This is a genomic window from Iodobacter ciconiae, from assembly GCF_003952345.1.
Lineage (GTDB): Bacteria > Pseudomonadota > Gammaproteobacteria > Burkholderiales > Chitinibacteraceae > Iodobacter > Iodobacter ciconiae.
In genome coordinates, this window is record NZ_CP034433.1 from 459,569 (window position 1) to 484,244 (window position 24,676).

15 protein-coding genes, 2 tRNA genes and 3 rRNA genes are annotated in these 24,676 nt (G+C 45.7%); 11 read left to right on the plus strand and 9 right to left on the minus strand.

The window, feature by feature from the left end:
• The first annotated feature begins 8 nt into the window (after positions 1-8).
• From EJO50_RS01980 to EJO50_RS01995, 4 genes are all read left to right on the plus strand, one after another.
• Positions 9-1,232, plus strand: coding sequence for a glycosyltransferase (locus EJO50_RS01980; RefSeq protein ID WP_125971337.1), 1,224 nt, complete (start codon positions 9-11; stop codon positions 1,230-1,232).
• A gap of 299 nt (positions 1,233-1,531) precedes the next feature.
• Positions 1,532-2,950 carry a lipopolysaccharide biosynthesis protein gene (locus EJO50_RS01985; RefSeq protein WP_125971338.1) on the plus strand — a complete coding sequence of 473 codons (1,419 nt, stop codon included), beginning with the start codon at positions 1,532-1,534 and terminating at the stop codon, positions 2,948-2,950.
• Positions 2,950-4,248: a VpsF family polysaccharide biosynthesis protein gene (locus tag EJO50_RS01990; RefSeq protein WP_125971339.1), complete on the plus strand. Its 1,299-nt coding sequence runs from the start codon at positions 2,950-2,952 to the stop codon at positions 4,246-4,248. The genes EJO50_RS01985 and EJO50_RS01990 overlap by 1 nt, the downstream gene beginning before the upstream one ends.
• A gap of 53 nt (positions 4,249-4,301) precedes the next feature.
• Positions 4,302-5,291, plus strand: coding sequence for an acyltransferase family protein (locus EJO50_RS01995; protein ID WP_125971340.1), 990 nt, complete (start codon positions 4,302-4,304; stop codon positions 5,289-5,291).
• A gap of 109 nt (positions 5,292-5,400) precedes the next feature.
• On the opposite strand, the gene EJO50_RS02000 is transcribed toward EJO50_RS01995, so the two are convergent.
• The 4 genes from EJO50_RS02000 to EJO50_RS02015 form a co-directional block, all read right to left on the minus strand.
• The gene (locus EJO50_RS02000; protein ID WP_125971341.1) at positions 5,401-6,123 is read right to left on the minus strand and encodes a tyrosine-protein phosphatase; all 723 of its coding nucleotides are present in this window, start codon (positions 6,121-6,123) and stop codon (positions 5,401-5,403) included.
• A 260-nt stretch (positions 6,124-6,383) separates the two neighbouring features.
• The gene (locus EJO50_RS02005; protein ID WP_125971342.1) at positions 6,384-8,543 is read right to left on the minus strand and encodes a GumC family protein; all 2,160 of its coding nucleotides are present in this window, start codon (positions 8,541-8,543) and stop codon (positions 6,384-6,386) included.
• Positions 8,544-8,593: 50 nt separating this feature from the next.
• Positions 8,594-9,151 carry a polysaccharide biosynthesis/export family protein gene (locus EJO50_RS02010; protein WP_206434432.1) on the minus strand — a complete coding sequence of 186 codons (558 nt, stop codon included), beginning with the start codon at positions 9,149-9,151 and terminating at the stop codon, positions 8,594-8,596.
• Positions 9,152-9,278: 127 nt separating this feature from the next.
• The gene (locus EJO50_RS02015; protein WP_125971344.1) at positions 9,279-10,568 is read right to left on the minus strand and encodes an outer membrane beta-barrel protein; all 1,290 of its coding nucleotides are present in this window, start codon (positions 10,566-10,568) and stop codon (positions 9,279-9,281) included.
• Between the two features lie 652 nt (positions 10,569-11,220).
• Between EJO50_RS02015 and EJO50_RS02020 the strand changes: the two genes are divergently transcribed.
• A complete protein-coding gene (locus EJO50_RS02020; protein ID WP_233702150.1) occupies positions 11,221-11,961 on the plus strand; it encodes a PEP-CTERM sorting domain-containing protein in 741 nt (246 codons plus the stop codon).
• A 98-nt stretch (positions 11,962-12,059) separates the two neighbouring features.
• Here EJO50_RS02020 and astD read toward each other — a convergent pair whose 3' ends face one another.
• The 5 genes from astD to EJO50_RS02045 all read right to left on the minus strand — a co-directional run bounded on the left by astD (position 12,060) and on the right by EJO50_RS02045 (position 18,411).
• On the minus strand, positions 12,060-13,523 hold the full coding sequence (gene astD, locus EJO50_RS02025; protein WP_125971345.1) for a succinylglutamate-semialdehyde dehydrogenase: 1,464 nt from the start codon (positions 13,521-13,523) through the stop codon (positions 12,060-12,062).
• A 278-nt stretch (positions 13,524-13,801) separates the two neighbouring features.
• On the minus strand, positions 13,802-14,833 hold the full coding sequence (gene astA / locus EJO50_RS02030) for an arginine N-succinyltransferase (protein ID WP_125971346.1): 1,032 nt from the start codon (positions 14,831-14,833) through the stop codon (positions 13,802-13,804).
• Positions 14,834-14,879: 46 nt separating this feature from the next.
• A complete protein-coding gene (astA, locus tag EJO50_RS02035; protein ID WP_125971347.1) occupies positions 14,880-15,902 on the minus strand; it encodes an arginine N-succinyltransferase in 1,023 nt (340 codons plus the stop codon).
• A gap of 196 nt (positions 15,903-16,098) precedes the next feature.
• On the minus strand, positions 16,099-17,319 hold the full coding sequence (locus tag EJO50_RS02040) for an aspartate aminotransferase family protein (protein ID WP_125971348.1): 1,221 nt from the start codon (positions 17,317-17,319) through the stop codon (positions 16,099-16,101).
• A gap of 126 nt (positions 17,320-17,445) precedes the next feature.
• Positions 17,446-18,411, minus strand: coding sequence for a GlxA family transcriptional regulator (locus EJO50_RS02045; RefSeq protein ID WP_125971349.1), 966 nt, complete (start codon positions 18,409-18,411; stop codon positions 17,446-17,448).
• 189 nt (positions 18,412-18,600) lie between these two features.
• On the opposite strand from EJO50_RS02045, the gene EJO50_RS02050 reads away from it, so the two are divergent.
• From EJO50_RS02050 to rrf, 6 genes are all read left to right on the plus strand, one after another.
• Positions 18,601-18,888, plus strand: a complete 288-nt coding sequence (locus tag EJO50_RS02050) for an HU family DNA-binding protein (RefSeq protein WP_125971350.1) — start codon at positions 18,601-18,603, stop codon at positions 18,886-18,888.
• A gap of 270 nt (positions 18,889-19,158) precedes the next feature.
• Positions 19,159-20,692, plus strand: a 16S ribosomal RNA gene (locus EJO50_RS02055).
• 130 nt (positions 20,693-20,822) lie between these two features.
• A tRNA-Ile gene (locus tag EJO50_RS02060) sits at positions 20,823-20,899 on the plus strand.
• A 248-nt stretch (positions 20,900-21,147) separates the two neighbouring features.
• Positions 21,148-21,223: transfer RNA gene (locus EJO50_RS02065), tRNA-Ala, on the plus strand.
• A 286-nt stretch (positions 21,224-21,509) separates the two neighbouring features.
• A 23S ribosomal RNA gene (locus tag EJO50_RS02070) occupies positions 21,510-24,402 on the plus strand.
• A 143-nt stretch (positions 24,403-24,545) separates the two neighbouring features.
• Positions 24,546-24,659, plus strand: a 5S ribosomal RNA gene (rrf, locus tag EJO50_RS02075).
• The 16S, 23S and 5S rRNA genes sit together here with 2 tRNA genes alongside, the layout of an rRNA operon.
• Positions 24,660-24,676 lie beyond the last annotated feature (17 nt).

The window sequence follows — 24,676 nt, forward strand, 5'->3', positions numbered from 1 at the left end:
AAATCTACATGATAAAATTTAGCCAGCCCCAGTATAAAAATACGATTATTTCGCTGCATGCCCTTGATCCTTTTGGTAGTAAAGTAGGAGGGATAGAAACCCATGTGCGTCAAGTCCTTCGCTATCAGCCAGCAGGGACTCGAATTATTCTTATTGGCGTGGATGATTCAGGAAAGCTACCCTTGGGGGAGCTAACAGAAATTACCGAAAATGGTTGCTGTTATTGGTTTATGCCTGTACTACATTGCAATCAGGTAATTGCCAATAGTGTAGCAAAAAAAATAACGCAGTCTTTAACTTTGAATTTTTTTAAGAGTGTAATTAGATATTTACGCAGAATTCGCGTAATAAGCCGTGAAATGCCGACATCGATTGATATTCAACGCTATGAGTATGCCTGGCTGTGCCAGCTTATTGGCTGCCCCTATGTGTTGACAACACATGGCGATATGAAGCCGGATCAGCCCATGGATTCATTACTGGCAAAGTATTCATATATTCACTATTTTAATGAGCGCTATGCTGTGAAGCATGCTGCCCATGTGTATTCTGTAAATAAAGAGCAAACAGAAAGGATTAAAAAAGAAATTAATGGTGCAGCAATAAAAACAGAGTTTATGACGGTAAGTGTGGATGATCATCTATTTAAGCCGACTGCTTATTTAAATTTAAATGGACCGGTACAATTAGCTTTTGCCGGGCGGCTGGATCATGTTAAACGCCCCGGTATGATGTTTAAGGTGATTAAGCGAATAAATGAATTATCTGCTACAGGTGCTCATTTTCATTATGTGGGTGCTGCGGATCCGGGGATATTTCCGGAATTTAATATGATTAAAAAAATCAGTACTCTTCATGGGTTTAAAACTTCGGCACAAATTGCGGAACTGTGGCCCCTGTGGCATTTAGGTCTGGTAACTTCAACTTTTGAAGGGATGCCGGTTTATGTGTTAGAGGCACTTTGTGCAGGCCGGCCTGTTTGTTCGCTGTATTTACCACAAATGCATCTGGTATTAAAAGAACAAACAAGTGGCACTGTGCTGGCTGAAAATGATGATAGCGCTGAGCGGATTGAAGAATTAGCAAACACTTTAATGGTGTATTGGCAGGATATGAAAAAAGGCAAATTATTAGCCGAGCAGGTGAGTGCCGAGGTAACGCCTTTTAAAGCAAGTAAGCAAATTAATATTTTATATGAACGACATAAAATAATACAGAGTGTGGGTATTTAATGAGCAGTTTTTAATGAAAAATAAATTTATTAATGTAAAATTAATATGTATAAGAAGTTTCAGTATTTATTGATAATAAAAATTTAGACTGTTTCAAATAAATATTGCAATTTATAAGGGTAATTGATTTAAGATTTTTATCTGCGGTATATGTTGTTTTATATAATGTTTAAAAGTAATGCTATTTACTAGTATTGGAAATATTGTTCCAATTTCAATTTTAGGTGGTTTACCATAATAAGTATATTGTGGAGTTGCCAAAATTTTTTGCGATTATAAAAATAGATGATACGGTTTAAATGTTAATCAAAAAAACTTTAGGTTTATTGCCCGCTCAATTATTGAGCCCACTGGCTCAGTTTGCTTCTATTCTTATCTGGACGCATATTGCCAGCTCGGAAACAATCGGTATTGCTACCTTGATTTCTGGGCAGCAAGAGTTAATTCGTACAATTTTCCTGGCCTGGTGGTCACAATATGCTTTACGTTTTACTGGTGAAACTCATGGTAGTGCCAAAATATTTCAGAGCACTTCAAATAGCATATTGTTGTTTGCAGCATTAGCACAGGCAATTGCCGGATTATTGTTATTGCGTCTTTTTGTGGTTGCAGAGCCTGATTTTTTGCTGGACCTGTCGGTGGTTTTATTTGTTATATTACGCAGTATTAATCAGCATAATGTTAATATCGCTGCTGTTCGAAGCCAAACACTGGATTACAATTTATTATCAATTTTTGGGCCTGTATTTGGTTTAGGTATTGGCATTATTTTATTGTCGTATGGGGATAATCCTGCCTATCCTTTACTGGGCTATGCCTTGGGTGAGGCCATTGGTCTAATTTATTCGCTGGTGCGAAATAAAACGGGCTGGGTAGGCTGGCAAATTGATCATTCAATATTAAAGCAGGCATTTATATATAGCCTGCCTTTAATCATTTCTGGCACCCTGGCATGGGGTGCTGGTAATTTATCGCGCTATATTATTGATCATGAATTAGGGGTTGCAGCAGCAGGTGATTATGCGGTGGGTTTTGGTTTGGGTCAGCGGGCTGCGGGATTAACGGCAATGCTGGTTACTGCGGCGGGATTACCACTGGCCATTCGGCGTATGCAGGAATCTGGTCTTTCAGCGGCCATGCAGCAATTGGCGGATAATTGTGCCTTGTTGTTAGCTACCATGTTGCCTTGCCTGGCTGGTTTGTATTTAGTGAGTCCGGATTTAGTACAATTAGTTTTAGCTAAGAAATTTCAAAAAGTAACTTTAGAAATTCTACCTTGGGCATTGCTTAGTGGTGGCCTGTATTCATTTGTTTATAATTACTTAAATCATTATTTTTTAGTCACTAAAAATACCCGCCCTTTAATTATGGTTGATGGCAGTCTGGCTTTGTTTACGCTGGTTTTATCTTTCCCTTTAATTCATTTCTTAGGCCTGGTAGGCGGGGTTATTGCCATGGTGCTGGCAGGAAGTTGTGTTGTAATTGCATTACTGGTTTATTTACTGGGCTGCCGCGAATTGCGTTTCCCGGTAAAAGATGCATGTAAAATAGCAATTGCTACGGTTGTCATGGCTATTGCTATTTTATTTAAACCGGAATTGAAGGATATAAGATTGAATTTGGCAGGAAATATTCTAATTGGGATGATTGCTTATTTGACTGTTCTGGCATTCGAATATCGAGCCCGTTTACAGCACTATTTGAGGCACAAAAAATAATGACAGCAAAGCTTCATTTAAATACTACAATCCTGTGCCAGCAGGAAGAGCAACAGGGCTTACCAAAGTGGCCTTATCTTTTATTATTGTTTTCCACCCTGTTATTACTAGGTGCTTCAGGCAATATGCTGGCTTTATTTGGCTATAACTATGCCGGTGAAGGTGGAAATGCTCTGGAAAAAATTCACCCATCAACTATAACGTTTATTCTATCTTTATTAGCTTTTTTGGCTTACGCAAATGGTGAAGAAAGATTAGGGCGCAGTGTGTTTAGGCTTGGTGTTTTTTCTTATTTACTGGTTTGTTTTCTGTCAATCATATACACGCAAATTGTATTAGGCCTGCCTGTGTCAGGCTTGATTGTAAGCTGGTTATCTCCTGGATTATTGCTGATTTTATTATTGCAATTAAACAATAATCAAATAAAATATTTAGCCTATCTGATACATGGCTTGCTGTTTATTAATACGATAATGGCAGTTGTTGAGTATAAAATGGGCACGCCGCTTATTCCTTCAATATTGATTGATTATACGGGGACAGGCGAGATTTTAGATATGCGGGAATGGGGGGAATGGCGTGCATCTGGTTTATTTGGTCATCCTTTAGCATCTACATTAATTTGTGCTTTATATGTGGTAACAAGTTTTTCATTAATCTGTTTTAGGCAGGCAACACGTTTACAGTCTTTTACAATGATGCATTGTCTGCTTGTTCTGCCACTATTTGGCGGGCGGACCAGTATTGCAATGGCTTTTGTGTTTATTATTTTAATGAGCCTGGTACGTTTCTGGCTGGAGTTAACTGGTAAAGGCAGAAATTACTTTAATGTCATTAAAGTTAAAGTAACAATTGTTTCTTTTATAGCTATTTTGATAGCAGCATTTCAATTGGGTGTGTTTGATCAGTTAATTGATCGGGTTCAAGATGATAATGGTAGTAGTTACTCCCGTATTTTAGCATTACAGATGCTGGCAGATGCATCAAATCTTGAATTGTTTTTTGGCGACATCCATAAATCTTTGGGAGCTCGTCAGGTTGCCTACGGCACCATTTATGGAGTTGAAATATTCTGGGTGGGAATGATATTAACTTATGGTGCATTATTAAGTTTTATTTTATTTTATTTTACCTGGAAAATAATAAAAATACTAATAAGTAAATGTGGAATTATTTCTTACTGGGCAATTGCTTTCTTTTTTATAAGTATATCATCCGGTGTTGGCCTGGTTGTAAAAAGCATTTCACTTAGCGCTTTATTTCTGATTATATATTGTGTATATGTTTTAGACGAGTGATCTATTTTTCGCCTTTAAATTTATTCAGTATTTTTTATTTTGTATAAGGTTTTATGGTTCACAATTATAGAGATAACTGGGTTGATTATGCCAAAGGAGTTGGCATCCTGCTGGTTGTTTATGGGCATGTAGTTCGTGGTTTAATCAAAGCTGGCCTGGGTATTTATCTGCCTTTGTTAAATCTAGTTGATGAGGTCATTTATGGTTTTCATATGCCCTTGTTTTTCTTTTTATCCGGTTGTCTTTTTTCCCAGTCAGCTAAAAAATGGGGGAGTAAAAAGCTTTTTTTAAATAAAGTGGATACAATTTTATATCCTTATATTATTTGGTCATTGATTCAAGGTGCTGTGGAGGTTTTTTTAAGCAGGTATACAAATACAGGGGCTGATATTGCTTCGGTATTGAATTTGCTCTGGTCCCCCAGGGCTCATTTTTGGTTTTTATATGCATTATTCTTTATTTTTATATTTTGTATTTTTGCAAAAGACTGGATTATTAAAAATATTGCCTTAATTTTTATATGTTCAGTGTTTGTATTGTTATTTTTTCCGGTTACGTATATTGCTGCGATTGATTTAACGGCACATTATTTAGTTTTTTTTGTATTTGGCATATTATTCAAACAATATACCAAATACATATGTTTAAATAAATGGATGCTGGGTCTCTATTTTGTATTTTCCGTATTTGCATTTATTTTTTCCAAAAGCACACTTGAAGCCGGTATGATTAATCGAATCATGATGTTTGTATATGCATTATCCTGTATTTTGTTACTTAGTTCATTTTGTATGCTGTTAAATAATAAATATTCATTGCTTCTTAAAGTTGGTCAGGCCTCACTGGCTATTTATTTAATTCATGTGATTGTGGGTAGCGGCGTAAGAATTGTGTTGAATAAATTTATTGGTATTCAAGATTTTTATATTTTATTGCTAATAGGATTACTCGTTTCTGTTTCTATACCGATGATTATATGGAGATATGTAGGGTCGATCCCCTTGCAATGTTTATTTAGCTCACCTTTTAAGTTTTATAAGTAAAGCTTACTTGTTTTACCTTATATGGCCTGCTTGCGGGCCATTTTTTTCAGATCTTTCCAGAAGCGACTCTGGCTTGCTCCACCTTTTTTCCGGGTATTCTGCCCAGATATCATCTGCGCTTATTTATAATGCCCTGAGGGCGTTCAATGGTTAGCATATTGGCATAATCCTGCCCATATTGTGCCATGACGGCCGCATGGCCTAAATGCAGATTGGGCGGGCGATAAGCCAGATTATGGCAATCACTGGCTAATAAATAGATCCAGTCCTTTTCCAATAGATAGTCTGCTGTTTTGCGAGCCTTACTGCCAAATTGGTTGCATAGTGATCCGGCTGTGACTTGTAGCCAGCAGCCTAAATCAATTAAATGTTGTGCCTTATCCGGCTGGGCCTGGATGGCGGCATTACGCTCTGGGTGAGCAATGAGTGGGCGAATACCCTGGTTTAAAAAATAACGAATGAATTGATCGCTGCCTACGGGGATCATCTGGTCTGGAAATTCTAATAGCATAATTTTCATGCCATCCACTTCTCCCAGAAAAGGGACTTCGTTTTTTTCCAGCAGTGGCAAGATATCTTCGCCAAGGCGGACTTCACCGCCCAGGTAGATATCCAGCGGGATTTTTTTACTGGCTAAGTGCAATTTAAAGATTGCTATTTCGCATTCTAGCGCTGTACGTTGGTTATCCCAGCGGGCAGGGAAAATATGGGGTGTTAATACGGCAGTTTTTATGCCATTTTTAACTGCTTTTGCTGCTAATTGCAGCGCCATTTTCATATTCCCCGGGCCATCATCAATGCTAGGTAAAATATGGCAGTGAATATCAATCATGATGCTTGGTTTGGCCTAGTGTATTGATGTATTAAGGGGGATCAAATGTATGCTGTTTAATTATCGCATATCTGGGGATTTGAATCTTGTGATAGGTAAATGCTCGGAATTAAATAACCAGGTTTATCTGATGGGGGTCTAGCCTTTTTTTGCATCTGCGCTGTGCTGAATACCTGGATGATTCTATTTACAATATACTTATACCCAAAATAATAGGGCACCTTGAATAAAGTTGCCCTATTTTATATCACATGATTTGTTTAAGTGACACCATACGGTTTTCCAGATTGAGCACCGTATTGTCCGTAGTAGCGTTCAGCTTTTTTAAAATCCAGGTGGCTGAGGGTTACACCTAAAATGCGTCCGCCTGCTTGTGAAATACGCGCAAGATTTTTGCGGGCAATCGGGTGAGGTGTTTCCTGGGCGCGGGTGATAAAAAGAGTATCGCTGCAAAGTGGAGCTAAAATAAGCGGATCGCTGACCAGGCTTAATGGCGGGCCGTCAATAACCAGTATTTCAAAGGTGGCTGATAATTGTTTTAATAATTCACTGAAGCGTTTAGACATTAATATTTCTAAAGAGCTTGGCGGAATATCCCCGGTGGAAATGCAATAAAGACGGGTGTTTTCCACATGTTGCAAGCATGCTTCCAAAGTAGCTGTGCCTGCTACCAGATTGCTCAGGCCAGGGTGCGTTGGATTTAGGCCCAATTTGCGCGCTAAGCCGGGTTTACGTAAATCGCCATCAATGATTAATGTGCGGCGTGTGCCGGCTAATGCCAAAGCTAAATTACTGGCAAACGTTGTTTTACCTTCATTAGGCAGGCTTGATGTAATCAGCAGGGTGCGCCGTACCGCATCAATGGAAGATAAAGCTACGCCGGTACGGGCCGTGAATATTGATTCGGAATAAATCGACTTTGGATCATCTGAAACTAATTTTCCGGCATTACTGGCCTGTTTTTTATTAAGTAGCGGAATGCTGGTTAATAATGGGTAGCCTAATAAGCGTTCTACATCATCACTGCTATTAATCGTATTATTTATGCGGTCTAATAAAACGGCGGCACTTGCGGCAAGTAATAAACCAAATAATGTTGCTATGGTTATGATTTGTGATTTTTTTGGTTTGATAGGTAAATTGGGAACACTGGCCTTATCAATAATACGGGCAATTGCTGATTGCAGGTCTTGTGATACCGCTGTTTCTTTTGCCCTTGCAATAAAGCTTTCATATAGCTGTCGATTTGCTGCAGCTTCACGCTCTAATACGCCAAGCTGCACTTCCTTGCGGTTTAAATTAGATACCGCTCCACGAGCCTGGCTTAATACAGCATCTAAAGCCCGCTCTGTACCCAGTGCGGCTTCATAGCTTTGGCGCAGGCTGCCTACTACGGCGTCCACCTGGCGTTTGGCATTGATTTTGGCAGAGCGTAATTCTCCCTCGGCCTGAACCATTTTTGGGTGGTCTTCTCCGTAGCGCTGGATCAGCTCGGAAACTTTTCTTTCGGCCTCTGCTTCTTGTCTTTTGGAGTCAGATACCTGTGGGTTGGTAATGACGGCAGGCACACTGCTGTAATCGCCATTTTTAACGGCCGTAACTTGCCGGTATGCATTTTCGGCTTCGGCCCGTTTCATTTTGGCGGCAATCAATTGCTGGTTGGTATCCGCAATTTGTGTGCCGGTGCCATTTTGGCCTTCTTTACTTAAAGAAATAATTCCGTTGGTTTCCCGGTATTTCTGTAGAGCGTATTCGGATTTATCCAGTTTTTCACGTAATCCATCAACTCGCACATTGAGCCATTGCGAAGCACTTTGTGCCATGGCAAAACGGGCATCTCTGTCGCTGTCAATATACATTTCAGCCAGCTTATCCGGCACTGCCGCTGCGAGTTCTTTATCACTGCTGGTAAAACTTATTTTTACTAACTGGCTTAAGCGTACCAATTCAACATTAATATTTGCAGCAAAGCCGGGATAAATAGCGGCGGCAAGTTTGTCTTCGGTCCAGTTGGTTTTGGATTCATCTGTTTTTAAGAAAGAAGACCAAAAAGGTTTTTTAACGATACGCGGGTCAAAAGCCGGTTTTTCCCAGAGCTTTAGGCTTTTGATGGTTTTAATTGCCAAATCTCTGGATTGCAAGATTTCAGCCTGGGTTTGAAAATATTCTCGATTGGCGGACACTCCTGAATAAACTTCTTCAACAGATAGAATTTTTTGCCGGCTGGATTCAATCAAGAGGGTACTGGTGGAGCGGTAAGTGGGAGCAATAGAAAATACAATTGCAGTGGCAACTGCAGCTACGGTAATACCAAAAAAAAGTATTAGCCATTTTCGTTTGTTTATACTGCGCCAATACTCAAGAAGCGGGGCAGTTTCCTGTGCCGGCGTTAGCCCTGCAGGATGTGGAGCTCGATTCATATTGCCTAATCCTTGCCTTGCCGATCAATGATGGCTGATTTAATTTTCAGTTAGAAAAAACTATCTTGTACGGTGATGATGTCACCTGGATAAATGAGCGTATTCAGATCTACTTTTTGTTGTGCCTGGCTTGGGTCATCCGCGCGAATTACAAAAATTTTTTCTTTGGAAGCCCGCTCTTTAAATCCTCCGGCTAAAGCAATGGCTTTTAACACGGTTAATCCGGGCTGAAAAGGATAGCCTCCTGCACTGGTAATCATGCCATTGATATAGTAGGGGCGATATTCTTCGATAAAGACCGCGACATGCGGGTTTACTAGGTAGCGGCCCTTCAGCCCTGTGGTGATCAGGCGTTGTAAATCACCCGTGGTCATGTCCTTGATTACAATTTCGCCCAGCACCGGGTATTGCAATGTGCCTGCATCGGTGAGTTTTACACGCTCGCGGCTTAGCTCGTCTTCGCCAAATACACGAATGGTTACTATATCTCCGGCCCCAAGCTTGTAGTTGGATAGGGTACTGGCCGGTTTAAGGCTGGGCAATTCTTGCGCTACGCTGGCCTGCGGCGTATCAAAGATGGAGGCATTGACATTTGTGGTTAAAAGCACAGAGGCAAGCAGAGTGGTGAAAGATAAAAAACCTCGAAAACATAGCTTGCTCTGTACTTTCGAGGTTGATAGCAACGGTTTAGTTGGCATCAGTGGCATTTCTCGCTGGGTTAATTGTAAGCAAAAATTACAATGACCCGCTTAGATTAACCATAAATATATTGCGGTGGTAGTCTTGGATTGTAATATTTGAATTGCGTTTTTCGTATCTTAGCTCCACACCTGCTTTTAACCAGCGGCTTAGCTTGTAATCAACAGCCAGCCCTGTTGCATAGGTGTCATCGCTGCGGGTGATGCCGGAGTAATCACTTTGCACATAGTTGAGGTAGCTGCGTGTAGATAAATAGTTATTCCAGGCATGATTCCATTGCAAATTAAATAGGTCATCAAGCAGAAAGTTGCCCGAGCCGGTGGCTTCAGATGGAGTGCGTAGTGCACTTAGCTCGATGCTGCTATAGCTAAGCGGGGTAAAATGCAGCAGGGCCTCGTAGCTAAATTTAGTGATATCGTCTTTTGGGCCTGTATCGTAATTTTTGTTAAGCACACCAACCTTAACCGTGCCGCTGAAGTAATCACTGGCATCCCAGGCGGCTCCTGTGTAGAAGCGATATTCCTTGTTGTTTTGCAGATCTGGGTTCACTACATAATCAAAATTTTGCACCCGTGCTTCAAATAGCAGGCGGGTACGGGGGGTGATGCGGTAAAAAAAGCGTGCGGCTGCCGAGAGTGAATCCTGGTCAAAAAAGCGCGTTACGCTTTGATTATTTAAGTAGCGTTTATTTTGTATTCCTGTTTCTAGTTCAATACGGCCGGTGGCTTCTGCTGCCCCGTAGCCAAGCAGGCCTTTTAAGCTTAGAGAGCGATAGCGATCCGGTGTGCTTGAGCCGCTGTCGGTTGTACCATTTGCATCTTCTGCATAAAGTATATTGCCCAATACTTGGGTGTTTAAGCGTGCGCTATATGTATTTTCTGCCTGAAATTGCAATTCATTGCTATCGGTATTGTTATCTTTGCTGTTTGCATAGCGAAGAAATTTTCCCTTATAGCCAAGCACATAGCGATCACCGTTATTTAATAAATCTGCAACAATCGAAGGGCTAAGCAATGTGGCTGCCGATGAAATTTCCCGGCTGTTTGTCCTGGCAACATTGCTGTCTCTGCCCAGAGCAATATCTAATGTCGGATAGATAAAAAATGGTCCGGCTTCTATTGCAGACGGGTTTTGGTGGCCTGTATCTGCAAATTCTTTGGCATCAAAACTTGGTTTGGGTTTTGTACTATTTGGTGAGGATAGTTTATCCAGTAAATCGGCAGTGCTAAGGGCTTTGGGTTGCTCATCTGCATAGCTGACTGATGCCATTGTGCCCATTGTAATCGCGAGCGCAATTAATCCGGATAAGGGTTTAATTTTGAACATCTAATTTCCCATAATGTCAAAAATAATTGTTTGATTATAATGAGGGTGCTACGAAAGGGCATAGACGTGGCTATGTTTGTACTTTGCCAGCGCTCAATGTTAGTTTTTTATGCGCGCATTCTATCGTTAAATCATAACGTTTGGTAGGCGTCTTTATTGATGAAAAATATATAAGCAATTAATTATACATTAGAATATTAGCGATTAATTATCGTTTGTGTATTTTGAAAGTATTTAGAACTATTAGTAAATGGTAATTTTTATTGTGATGACTTTCACACCTTGAATTTACAATTTATATTTATTATCAGCGTTATGGTGTTATTATCTGGATAGAACATTATCCGAATTGAACTGTCTGTTAGCAAGCTCAATCTGTGATTGAAAACTTATGAATATACTGTCGTACATAAAATGCGGATTTCTTTAATTTAAATGTATTCAAAATAAAAATGTTTTGTGACTACGCTGAAGTATGTATGTATTTTTTTTATAGATGTACGTTATTATCTCGGCGTCAAACAGCTTTAGATATTTAAGTTATTGAATTTATTGGTTTTTATTGGTGTGTTTATTTAAATATTCTTAAGTTGCGTGATTGTGATGGTTTATTTTACGTCAATAAATATAAATAATTAGGGGTTAAATAGTAATGAAGCTAAAATTTTTAACATGGCTGGCGCTGGCGTCGCTTTCTGTTGCTCCACAAGTTTACGCTGAAAATCTGGTAGTTAATGGCGATTTTGAAGCTGGTGATACTGGGTTTTGGAGTGAATATACATCAATGGGGGATCAGGATTTAAGCGAGGCTGGCAAGCTTGATGATAGTAAGAGGGTTTGGCATGAGGGTGCGTATTTGGTTGGCTCTGATGTTGGTGTTGGGAACCCGTGGTTTGATAATAAGGATAAGGCATCGTTTGCTTCTGACAATAAGATGATGATGGTGAATGGTGCCTATGCTGCTCCGGGTAGTAGTAATGATAAGGTGAGTGTCTGGGGGCAGAAGGTAAGTGTTTCGGAAAACACCAATTACTATTTCTCGGCCTGGGTGGCTTCGCTTGATTCTCATAATCCGGCGAAGCTTGGGTTTACTATTAATGGTGAACAGCTGGATTCGTTCTCCGAAGGAGTTCAGGCTCCGTTTACTGTAACAACGGATGGCAATTGGAAAAAGTTTTACGGTGTTTGGAATTCAGGCTCATACACGGTAGCTAGTTTGTATATAAGTAATTTTGTTACTGCTGCGTACGGTAATGATTTTGCCCTGGACAATATTTCGCTGGATACACAGATGCCTTCACCTGTTCCAGAGCCAGAAACCTACGCGCTGATGGGCTTGGGCCTGGTAGGTTTGCTGGCTTCACGCCGTCGTAAGCTTCAGTCTGCAAAGTAAGTTTTGAAGGATTTTGCACTTTTACTTATTTATTTTAAGTAAAGACAATAAAAAACGGGAAGCTTAGGCTTCCCGTTTTTTATTGTGTGCTCAAGTATTTACAAGCTAATTCCTGGCGATAGCTGTGCAGGCAGCATTAGCATCGCCGATTCAATGGATGCCATTGGTGTGGTGCAATAGTCGGCCGCGTAATAGGCACTGGGGCGGTGGTTACCAGATTTGCCTGTGCCGCCAAATGGCGCAGCAGAGGATGCGCCGTTGGTTGGGCGGTTCCAGTTCACCACACCTGCGTTGATCTCGGTTTTGAATTCATCCCACAGTGCCGGGTCATCGGCCAACAGGCCAGCGGACAGGCCATAAGCCGTATCGTTGGCAATTTCTATCGCCTTGGCAAAATCGCTGTAGCGAATGATTTGCGTCAGCGGGCCAAAGTATTCTTCGTCAGGTAAATTTGCTACTTTGCTGACATCCAGAATCGCCGGTGTGACGAAGGCGTTGCTTGGATCGGCGTGTTGCATTTTCAGTAGCGGCACAGCGCCCTGAGCGATCAGTTTGTCTTGCGCCGCCATCAGCTGGCGGGCGGCGGCTAAGGAGATGACTGAGCCCATAAAAGGCTGCTCGGCAGCGTCAAAATGGCCGATAGACAGCTTGCCAGCCACTTCAATCAGGCGATTTAGGAAGCGGTCCCCAAACTCACCATGGGGCACCAGAATGCGGCGCGAGCAGGTGCAGCGCTGGCCGGCAGATAAAAATGCTGATTGAATGGTGTGGTGGACAGCCGCATCCAGTGCTTCGGTCGGAGCAATAATCAGCGGGTTATTACCGCCCATTTCTAAAGCAAGCATAAAATCGGGGTGACCCGCAAATTGCTTGTGCAACGCCACCCCGGTGCCGGAGCTGCCGGTAAACAGCAGGCCGTTCAGGTCTTCGTGTTTGGCTAGCGCGATGCCGGTTTCTTTTTCGCCCTGCAGCAGTGCCATCACCCCGGCAGGCAGGCCAGCGGCTTGCCAAAGCTGAACCGTTTTTTCGGCCACCAGCGGCGCTTGCTCGGACGGCTTAAACACAATGCAATTGCCCGCCAAGAGCGCAGGTACAATATGGCCGTTGGGCAAATGGCCGGGGAAGTTATAGGGGCCGTATACCGCTACTACGCCATGTGGGCGATGGCGCAAAACGGCGTTGCCATCCGGCGTGGCGCTGCTGCGCTCACCGGTGCGCTCGGCATGGGCGCGGATAGAAATCTCTATCTTGCCCACCATCGCCGCTACTTCCTGACGCGATTCCCACAAAGGCTTACCGGTTTCAAAGCCAATGGCATGAGCCAGGTCTTCTTTATGCTCGCCAAGCAGCTCGGCAAAGCGGCGCACAATGGCAATCCGCGCTTCTAACGATGTACGCTTCCAGGCCGGAAAAGCATTGCGGGCAGCATGCATGGCGAGATTTACATCGTCGCTGCTGGCGCTGTTGCCCTGCCACACCACGGCGTTATTGGCCGGATTGGTAGAAATCAATTCACTACCCGTACCATCTTGCCATTGGCCATTAATAAACAGTTGAGCCATGTTGTCATCCTTTAAGAATGTTTGCTGATTCAAAATCAAAACCCAAATCTTTAACCACGGAGAGTACAGAGAACACGGAATTGTACGGAGAAACCCTATGGAGCCATTGTCGTCATCCCCGAGCGTTTTTGTTGGGGACTCCGCGTAAATACTGGATTTTTGACCGAGCGGGAGTGATAAGTTTGATTGAGCTAAGTTACTTGTTTTTTTCCGTGGCCCTCCGTGTGCTCTTTTTCCTCCGTGGTTCAAGGTTTGGGTTTCAATTGTTATGTTTGGTGCTACGCCACTCTCCGTGGATAAGCTTCCATCATTCTGACCTGATCTCCTGTTTTAACTTGCAATGCCTTGGCTTCTGCTGGCGTTAATATAATCAGGCCTTGCTTCGGAGCTGTGTAGATGAGTCCGGTCCGGAATTTTTTAAGCTGACTGGTAGCAATTAAATGTGGCGCAGTTGGGTTTGTGTGTGCGTCGCTGATCACCACATTACATAAGCTACTCTCCCGCATTACTCTCAGGCTGTCGATACGGGCTTCCAGCACGGGGCCGGCTTCAAAGATATCGATGTGCCGCTCCAGCCGTAATCCTTCACTTTCCAATAGATGACGAGCTGGTGTGGTGTCTTTGTGGGTAGTGCCAATACAGGCTTTGGCCTCGTCAGGTAAAAAATCGATATACACCGGAAAACGTGGCATCAGTTCGGCCAGAAAAGACTTTTGGCCTAGTGACACTAATCGGTCTGCTTCATGAAAATCGATACGATAAAAATGGCTGCCTAGCGCGCGCCAGAAGGGCGAATCACCGTGCTCGTCAAACACGCCGCGCATTTCGGCACAGACGCGAGTCCCAAAGCGCTCAGCAAATTGCGCCAAAAACATAAAGCGGGATTTAGATAACAGCGCCCCATTGCAGTTCACGCGGTGCAGCGGGTCTAAAAATAATGAGCAAAGCTCGGCGTAGCCGGTCAGATCGTGCGAGATGGAAAGTTTGTCCATCTTGCTCCAGATGCCCAGCTCGCGGCTGGCGTAAACTGTAGTGTCGATACGGTAGGTGTAAAATGGTTGTTCCAGCCCTACGGCGGTTTCAATGCCGCACACGCCGACAATCTCGCCAGTGTCTGTTTCTTCCATTAAAAATAGATAGCCCTGATCAGCCAGCGTTGCGCTGCCTTGTAAAGTGCGGCGAACGCGGTCGATTCTGGCAGCCTGTGCACCCGGGTCGGGCTTGAGGGTGGTCATGCCGGGGCCGGCTTTATGTGCCAGCTCGACCAGCTTGTCTACATCGCTAAACTGACAAAGTCGCACAATTTTCATAGTGCAACTCCATGGTGATTGCTAAGGGATGAGCTGAGCTCTTTCATCATGCAGCCCCTGAGTGGTTCAGCTTTACGCAGCGTACTTCGCTGCCAAGATCGGCATTTAACAGGCTGACTAAGGTCGCTGGCAGTGAGATATCCTGGCTAAGCTGCTTAGGTAAATGCGTTTTAATGCAGCGAAACTCACTGCTGGAGGTATTGCAAACCAAGTAGCTGGCTGTGCCGTGGACGTTGGATTCGTAAGCAATACGGTGTAAGGCGCTGTGGCGTAGCGAATAACAGGCGTCGAGCGTGGCGGTAAGCACGGGGCCGGCATCAAAAATATCGATAAAGCGATCCGGCTCAAACCCTTCGTCCAGATGGCATTGATAAGGCAGTCGGGCACTGGTGTGAGGTTCGCCCATCACTCGCTGGGCCTCGATTGAGAGCAACGGCACATACAGCGGATCAAGCGGCATCACTTCGGCAATAAAACCACGGCTGCGCCCGCCCGATTCTATCTCCATTTCAGCAAAGTCACGGCGGGTAAATTTGCGCCCCACGCTCTCCCAGAAAGGCGAATTGCCATCCGCATCGGCAATGCCGGGCAGCACAGAGAAAATATCTTTACTAAAGCGCTGGCGGTGCTGGGCAATAAATAGTAGCCGCGCACGGGAGAGTAAATCGGCATAGGCGGCTTTTTTTTGTTCGATATAAAAGCCGGTCAGCCGCGTACAGCTGGTTAGCTCGTGCGACATCACCAAGGCGTGAATCCGGTGATTGACATGCAGCTCACGCGAGGCGTGTATCACCACTTCATTGCGAAAAGCATAAAAAGGTTCGTGCTGCCCGGCAAGGGCAACGATGCTGGCGGATCCGTATAAAACGCCGTTTTCTTCTAATACAAATAAATAGCTTTCTTCGCCAGGGTAGTCGATCTCGTTTTCCAGGGAGTCAATCGAGCTTAAAATCAGCTCTTGCAGGCGTGAGCGATCCGGCGGCAGTGAATGCAAAATCGGCCCCTTAGAGCGCGCCATGCGCTCCAATTGATCAAGGTCGGACAGTTTTCCTGGTCTTACGATAAGCATAGGGGCGATCCGAGTGGAGGTGGATGGTGGAGCTTAAAACCCAAATATTGAACCATGGAGTTGGGGAGAACACGGAGTTACACGGAGAAAACCATTTGGTTTTACATGCCTGTGTTGAATTTGTTGTTTTCCGTGAAACTTCGTGCTCTCAATGTCCTCCGTGGTTTAAGGTGTGGGTTTCGAATATTTTATAAATCTAAGCTGCAACAGTCGCCGGTACCAGCTCGGCAATCACTGTCTCCAGGCGGCGCAGGCCTTCGGCCAGATCGGCTTCTGAGATCACTAAAGATGGCAGCAGACGCAACACATTCGGGCCCGCCATCAAGAGCACCACTCCGTGCTTTGCACCTAATGTCACTACATCTTTGGCGCGGCCTTGCAATACCGGGGCCAGCTCGGCACCAATCAATAAGCCGCTGCCACGAATCTCTTTAAACACACTGTGTTTGGCATTGATCTGATTTAAGCCATCTACAAGCAGCTTATTGCGGTGTTTTACGCCATTTAATACAGCTGGCGTATTAATCAGCTCGATCACTTTGTCGGCCACGGCGGTGACCAGCGGGTTGCCGCCATAAGTGGAGCCGTGCGTGCCAACGACAAAGGCGCTGGCAATTTTGGCCGTGGTCAGCATCGCACCAATTGGCAAACCATTACCCAGTGCTTTGGCCGAAGTCAGAATATCGGGTGTGACGCCATAGTGCATATAAGCATAGAGCGAGCCTGAGCGGCCTACGCCAATTTGTACTTCATCAAAAATCAGCAGGGCATTGTGTTTGTCACAAAGGGCACGCAGGGCCCTTAGGTATTCTTGCGTGGCAGGGATTACGCCGCCTTCACCCTGTACAGGTTCCACAATTACCGCGCAGGTTTTGTCACTAATCATGGCTTCTATCGCGGCCAGATCATTAAACGGCACGTGGCTGATACCGCCAGGCGTTGGGCCAAAGCCTTCTGCATATTTGGGCTGGCCACCTACCGATACAGTAAACAGGGTGCGGCCGTGGAAGGATTGGGCGCAGGCAATAATCTGGTCTTTATCGCTGGAAAAATGGTCTACAGCATAACGGCGGGCCAGTTTTAGCGCTGCTTCATTGGCCTCTGCGCCAGAATTACAAAAGAACACGCGTTCGGCAAAAGTGGCGTCAATCAGGCGTTGCGCCAGGCGCAGTGCTGGCTCGTTGGTAAAGCCATTAGATAAATGCCAAAGCTGATCGGCCTGCTCGTGCAATACGGCCGTCAGCTCCGGGTGCAAATGACCAAGGCTGGTGACGGCGATGCCACTGGAGAAGTCTACATACTCGCGGCCTTCCTGATCCCACAAGCGTGAGGCCAGGCCTTTTACCGGAATAAACGGCGCCGGAGCGTAGTTGGGAACCATAACTTGATCAAAGGTGGCGCGATTTACGGTAGGCATGGGAGAGAGATCCTGCAAACGGGATAAAGTCCATCCAGTGTAGAACAGGCACCCTTAATCAAGCTTCTAGAAATGCGACATAAAGCTATAGCTTTACACCTTTACTACCTAGGGAAAGCCGCAGGTTTATTGCTTAGAGAAAGCGGCACGCTCGTCCCGGGGGGACAGGCCAAAGTGAGCACGGTAGGCCGTAGCAAAATGCGCACCCGAAGAAAAGCCACAAGATAAACCAATTTGCACCACAGAAATCCCCGTGCGTTGCAATATGGTACGAGCCCGTTCTAAACGTAATTGCATATAGTGGCGGGCGGGCAGGGTATCTAAATGCTGTTTAAACAGACGTTCTAACTGGCGGCGGGATAAATCCACATGCCGCGCCAGCTCGTCGCTACTGATGGGATCTTCTAAATGAGCTTCCATTAATTCTAGTACGGCGCTGAGCTTCGGCTGGCGCTGGCCAAGTTGCACTGCATGCGAAGTGCGCTGGCGGGTATCGGGCGTGCGCAGGTGTTCAATACATAAAGATTCAGCAATCTGCTCGGCCAGAGCAAGGTTTTGCTGCCTGGCAACTAAAGCCAGCATGGCATCTAGTGTTGCAGCACCTGCGCCACAGCTAAAATATTTGCGGTCAAACTCATATAGGTTTTGGGTGCAAATTACATGGGGAAAAGTTGCAGCAAAAGCCCGTAGCTCAGGCCAGCGCAATGTGGCTCGGTGATGATCCAGTAGACCACAGGCTGCCAGCCACCATGCACCACAATCAATCGCGCCTACTAAAGAGGGGTCATTAAGTAGTGGCTTAAGCAGAGCAAGGCGCGGATCGTTTGCAAAAGGCGGGGTCTGGGAAGTGACGAGTAAGACGTCAACCGCTTTGGTGTCGGCTAAAGTGGGCAGATGGGGATAGTACCCGCCGGTGGGCAGGGGAATGGCGGCACCATCTAGGGAATAATACTGAAGGCTATATAGGGTTTTATCGCTGATTGTATTGGCCAATCCCAGTACGGTATCAATACCAGCAATGCTGAGTAGTGGTGCTGGCGATAAAAGCAGCACCGCTATTTGGATAGCAGGAGAGTTGAGAGTAAGAGGCATTTGCTTATTTTTTCAGTAAATATTTAGAATCGCAATTGTTGTTGTTCCTAAGTGGGGAACTAAAATGCTAAAGGGATAACTGTTGCAGCAAAGCCTAATAAATAATCTTTCTCTCAATTTCAAACAGACATAAAGTAATAATGGCTGGCACAATGGGCTCTAAATTATTTCAATATCTGGAATTTAACTATGAATAAGAGAGAGCTCATTGAGGCTGTACTCAGAGTTGCTGAGTACGAATTGCCGGGTATTTCTAAAAAGGCAGTAGAAGCCACCTTAGAAGCACTGGGTGATGTGACTGGTGCAACTTTGAAGGGCGGCGGTGAAGTCACTTTGCCAGGGATTGGTAAATTGGCGGTAAAACACCGCGATGCACGCGTTGGCCGCAACCCAAGAACAGGCGAACCAGTGCAAATCCCTGCGAAGAAAGCACTGAAGTACACGCCACTTAAAGCGATCAAAGACGCCGTTGCTTAGTTTGTGCTTTTCTAAATCAATTGCTTACCGTGTTAAATGAATTTAGCTTGCGTACAAGGGTTGACCGAATAAGGCCTGGCCGGTATAGTTCGGCCTCTCGCTGCAGCACACACGGCAACACAGTGTTTGGGCAAGCGAAACGATCTTTAAAAAAATACAGTCGATGAGTGTGAGTGCTTGATTCGGAAGCGAAACAAGTGCTTGCATAGTAAGAGTCATTTTTCGGAATGGCTTGAGTTTTGTAAGCCAGTAAGTACTAGCTTAGTGATTAAACTAAAGAGTTTGATCCTGGCTCAGATTGAACGCTGGCGGCATGCTTTACACATGCAAGTCGAACGGTAACAGGCTGCTTGCAGCGCTGACGAGTGGCGAACGGGTGAGTAATATATCGGAACGTACCTAGTAATGGGGGATAACTATCCGAAAGGATAGCTAATACCGCATACGCCCTGAGGGGGAAAGAGGGGGATCGCAAGACCTCTCGTTATTAGAGCGGCCGATATCAGATTAGCTAGTTGGTGAGGTAAAGGCTCACCAAGGCGACGATCTGTAGCGGGTCTTAGAGGACGATCCGCCACACTGGAACTGAGACACGGTCCAGACTCCTACGGGAGGCAGCAGTGGGGAATCTTGGACAATGGGCGCAAGCCTGATCCAGCAATGCCGCGTGCGTGAAGAAGGCCTTCGGGTTGTAAAGCGCTTTTGTCCGGGAGGAAATCCTAAGAGCTAATATCTTTTGGGGATGACAGTACCGGAAGAATAAGGACCGGCTAACTACGTGCCAGCAGCCGCGGTAATACGTAGGGTCCAAGCGTTAATCGGAATTACTGGGCGTAAAGGGTGCGCAGGTGGTTGATTAAGTGTGATGTGAAAGCCCCGGGCTCAACCTGGGAATTGCATTGCAAACTGGTGAACTAGAGTATGGCAGAGGGGGGTGGAATTCCGCGTGTAGCAGTGAAATGCGTAGAGATGCGGAGGAACACCGATGGCGAAGGCAACCCCCTGGGCTAATACTGACACTCATGCACGAAAGCGTGGGGAGCAAACAGGATTAGATACCCTGGTAGTCCACGCCCTAAACGATGTCTACTAGTTGTTGGGGAATTCGTTCCTTAGTAACGCAGCTAACGCGTGAAGTAGACCGCCTGGGGAGTACGGCCGCAAGGCTAAAACTCAAAGGAATTGACGGGGGCCCGCACAAGCGGTGGATGATGTGGATTAATTCGATGCAACGCGAAAAACCTTACCTAGCCTTGACATGTCAAGAACCTCTGAGAGATTGGGGGGTGCCGCAAGGAACTTGAACACAGGTGCTGCATGGCTGTCGTCAGCTCGTGTCGTGAGATGTTGGGTTAAGTCCCGCAACGAGCGCAACCCTTGTCCTTAGTTGCCATCATTTGGTTGGGCACTTTAAGGAGACTGCCGGTGACAAACCGGAGGAAGGTGGGGATGACGTCAAGTCCTCATGGCCCTTATGGCTAGGGCTTCACACGTCATACAATGGTCGGTACAGAGGGTTGCCAAGCCGCGAGGTGGAGCTAATCTCATAAAACCGATCGTAGTCCGGATTGGAGTCTGCAACTCGACTCCATGAAGTCGGAATCGCTAGTAATCGCGGATCAGCATGTCGCGGTGAATACGTTCCCGGGCCTTGTACACACCGCCCGTCACACCATGGGAATGGGTTTCACCAGAAGTAGGTAGGCTAACCTTCGGGAGGCCGCTTACCACGGTGGGATTCATGACTGGGGTGAAGTCGTAACAAGGTAGCCGTAGGGGAACCTGCGGCTGGATCACCTCCTTTCAAGAGAAGACTTTTGGATTGAGTACTCACACTCATCGACTGTAGAAAAGAAGATACGAGAAGTTTTCGTAAAAATCAGATTGCTCAGTTGCTCAGGCGGCGTAGATTAGCTACCTGAATATTCTGAAATGGGTCAGTAGCTCAGTCGGTTAGAGCACCGTCTTGATAAGGCGGGGGTCACAGGTTCGATTCCTGTCTGACCCACCATTCTAATCCGCACTAGCCTGCGTGATGCGTCGTCATAAAATAATTTGTGTACTGAAACGTACACTGCGTTATTTTATTTCTAGCCTCACTTGACTATTGCGGCCAGAGAGGTGATTGCTTAATGAATTTATTGAGCAGGCAACTTGATTTTAAATTGCAATAATTTATTGCGAGCTAGACGAGAAATAAAATCTCGATGTTTACTAAGGTAAACGAGAGATTGAGTGACGAAGTATAGCGAAGTAACTGGGGGCTTAGCTCATCTGGTAGAGCACCTGCTTTGCAAGCAGGGGGTGAACGGTTCGAGTCCGTTAGCCTCCACCACTCCTTTGAGTGGTGGAATGAAGTAAGAAACTAGAAATAACATATTGTCTCAAGAGAGATTTAAAGCTTGGGACGATGTTTTATTTCTGATTTCTAAAATCAGCAATATGTATCTTTGATCTTTAAAAAAATAGAAGAAGTAATACTCAAGTTTAGAAATAAATAAGGGTAGATTGTATAAAAATCGATTATTCGAAGTCAGAACTGAATAATCGATGTCGCAAACAAAGCGAAATCAGATACTTCGAATTGTATTAACTTTGTTGATACGTGTTTGAGGTTATAGGATCAAGCGACTAAGTGCATCTGGTGGATGCCTTGGCGATGATAGGCGAAGAAGGACGCGTTAGCCTGCGAAAAGCGATGGGGAGCTGGCAAATAAGCTTTGATCCATCGATATCCGAATGGGGAAACCCGGCCCGAATGGGTCACTCATCACTGAATACATAGGTGGTGTAGAGCGAACTCGGCGAACTGAAACATCTAAGTAGCCGAAGGAAAAGAAATCAACCGAGATTCCCAAAGTAGTGGCGAGCGAAATGGGAAGAGCCTGCATGTGATAAATCAAACTTTAGTGGAACAGTCTGGAAAGTCTGGCGACAGTGGGTGATAGCCCCGTACACGAAAAAGATTGGTTGGTACTAAGCATGCGACAAGTAGGGCGGGACACGAGAAATCCTGTTTGAAGATGGGGGGACCATCCTCCAAGGCTAAATACTCATCATCGACCGATAGTGAACCAGTACCGTGAGGGAAAGGCGAAAAGAACCCCGGGAGGGGAGTGAAATAGAACCTGAAACCGGATGCATACAAACAGTGGGAGCCCTTGAAAAATGGGGTGACTGCGTACCTTTTGTATAATGGGTCAGCGACTTACGTTCAGTAGCGAGCTTAACCGAGTAGGGGAGGCGTAGGGAAACCGAGTCCGAATAGGGCGCATAGTTGCTGGGCGTAGACCCGAAACCAAGTGATCTATCCATGGCCAGGATGAAGCTGCGGTAATACGCAGTGGAGGTCCGAACCCACTAATGTTGCAAAATTAGGGGATGAGCTGTGGATAGGGGTGAAAGGCTAAACAAACTTGGAAATAGCTGGTTCTCCTCGAAAACTATTTAGGTAGTGCCTCATGTATCACTGACGGGGGTAAAGCACTGTTATGGCTAGGGGGTCATCGCGACTTACCAAACCATGGCAAACTCTGAATACCGTCAAGTGCGAGCATGGGAGACAGACTGTGGGTGCTAACGTCCATGGTCAAGAGGGAAACAACCCAGATCGCCGTCTAAGGTCCCAAATAATCAGTTAAGTGGAAAACGAGGTGGGAAGGCATAGACAGCCAGGATGTTGGCTTAGAAGCAGCCATCATTTAAAGAAAGCGTAATAGCTCACTGGTCGAGTCGTCCTGCGCGGAAGATGTAACGGGGCTCAAACTGATAACCGAAGACGCGAATATGTGCCGATGGTACATATGGTAGAGGAGCGTTCCGTAGGCCTGCGAAGGTGTCTTGAGAAGGATGCTGGAGGTATCGGAAGTGCGAATGCTGACATGAGTAGCGATAATGCGGGTGAAAAGCCCGCACACCGAAAACCCAAGGTTTCCTGCGCAACGTTCATCGGCGCAGGGTGAGTCGGCCCCTAAGGCGAGGCAGAAATGCGTAGTCGATGGACAACGGGTTAATATTCCCGTACCGATATAAAGTGCGATGGGGGGACGGAGAAAGGTAGGTCAGCCATCTGTTGGAATAGGTGGTTTAAGCGAGTAGGCGTGTGGCTTAGGCAAATCCGGGCTGCTATAACGCTGAGACGTGACGACGAAGTCTTCGGACTGAAGTGATTGATCCTATGCTTCCAAGAAAAGCCTCTAAGCTTCAGCTTTATATTGACCGTACCGCAAACCGACACAGGTGGGTAGGAAGAGAATTCTAAGGTGCTTGAGAGAACTCAGGAGAAGGAACTCGGCAAATTATCACCGTAACTTCGGGAGAAGGTGAGCCCAGAGTATGTGAAGTTCTTCGCGAATGGAGCAGAAATGGGTCGCAGAGAAATGGGGGCTGCGACTGTTTATCAAAAACACAGCACTCTGCAAAGTCGAAAGACGACGTATAGGGTGTGACGCCTGCCCGGTGCTGGAAGATTAAATGATGGGGTGCAAGCTCTTGACTGAAGTCCCAGTAAACGGCGGCCGTAACTATAACGGTCCTAAGGTAGCGAAATTCCTTGTCGGGTAAGTTCCGACCCGCACGAATGGCGTAACGATGGCCCTACTGTCTCCTCCTGAGACTCAGCGAAGTTGAAATGTTTGTGAAGATGCAATCTCCCCGCTGCTAGACGGAAAGACCCCGTGAACCTTTACTGTAGCTTTGCATTGGACTTTGAAGTGGTTTGTGTAGGATAGGTGGGAGGCTATGAAGCATGGACGCTAGTCTGTGTGGAGCCGACCTTGAAATACCACCCTGACCCCTTTGAGGTTCTAACCTTGGTCCGTTATCCGGATCGGGGACCGTGCATGGTAGGCAGTTTGACTGGGGCGGTCTCCTCCCAAATTGTAACGGAGGAGCTCGAAGGTCGCCTAGGTACGGTCGGACATCGTACTGATAGTGTAATGGCATAAGGCGGCTTAACTGCGAGACAGACAAGTCGAGCAGGTGCGAAAGCAGGACATAGTGATCCGGTGGTTCTGAATGGAAGGGCCATCGCTCAACGGATAAAAGGTACTCCGGGGATAACAGGCTGATTCCGCCCAAGAGTTCACATCGACGGCGGAGTTTGGCACCTCGATGTCGGCTCATCACATCCTGGGGCTGTAGCCGGTCCCAAGGGTATGGCTGTTCGCCATTTAAAGTGGTACGTGAGCTGGGTTCAAAACGTCGTGAGACAGTTTGGTCCCTATCTGCAGTGGGCGTTGGAAATTTGAGGGGGGCTGCTCCTAGTACGAGAGGACCGGAGTGGACAGATCTCTGGTGTACCGGTTGTCACGCCAGTGGCATCGCCGGGTAGCTAAATCTGGAAGAGATAAGCGCTGAAAGCATCTAAGCGCGAAACTCGCCTCAAGATGAGATTTCCCCAAGGCTTTAAGCCTTTTAAAGGGTCGTTCGAGACCAGGACGTTGATAGGTCGGGTGTGGAAGTGCAGTAATGCATTAAGCTAACCGATACTAATTGCCCGTAAGGCTTGATCCTATAACCTGAGACGCGTGTGTGCGACGGTATATAATCTACCCAGATTAGAGTTAGATTTGAGAGCAACAAGCAGTACATATTACTTCTTCTATTGAACTGAACGCGTTGTGGAGCAATACACACAACGAGTTAACCCGTTAAAGTCTGGCGACCATAGCGAGGTGGTCCCACTCCTTCCCATCCCGAACAGGACAGTGAAACACCTTAGCGCCGATGATAGTGCAGATTACCTGTGTGAAAGTAGGTCATTGCCAGACACCCTAAGCCGTAAACA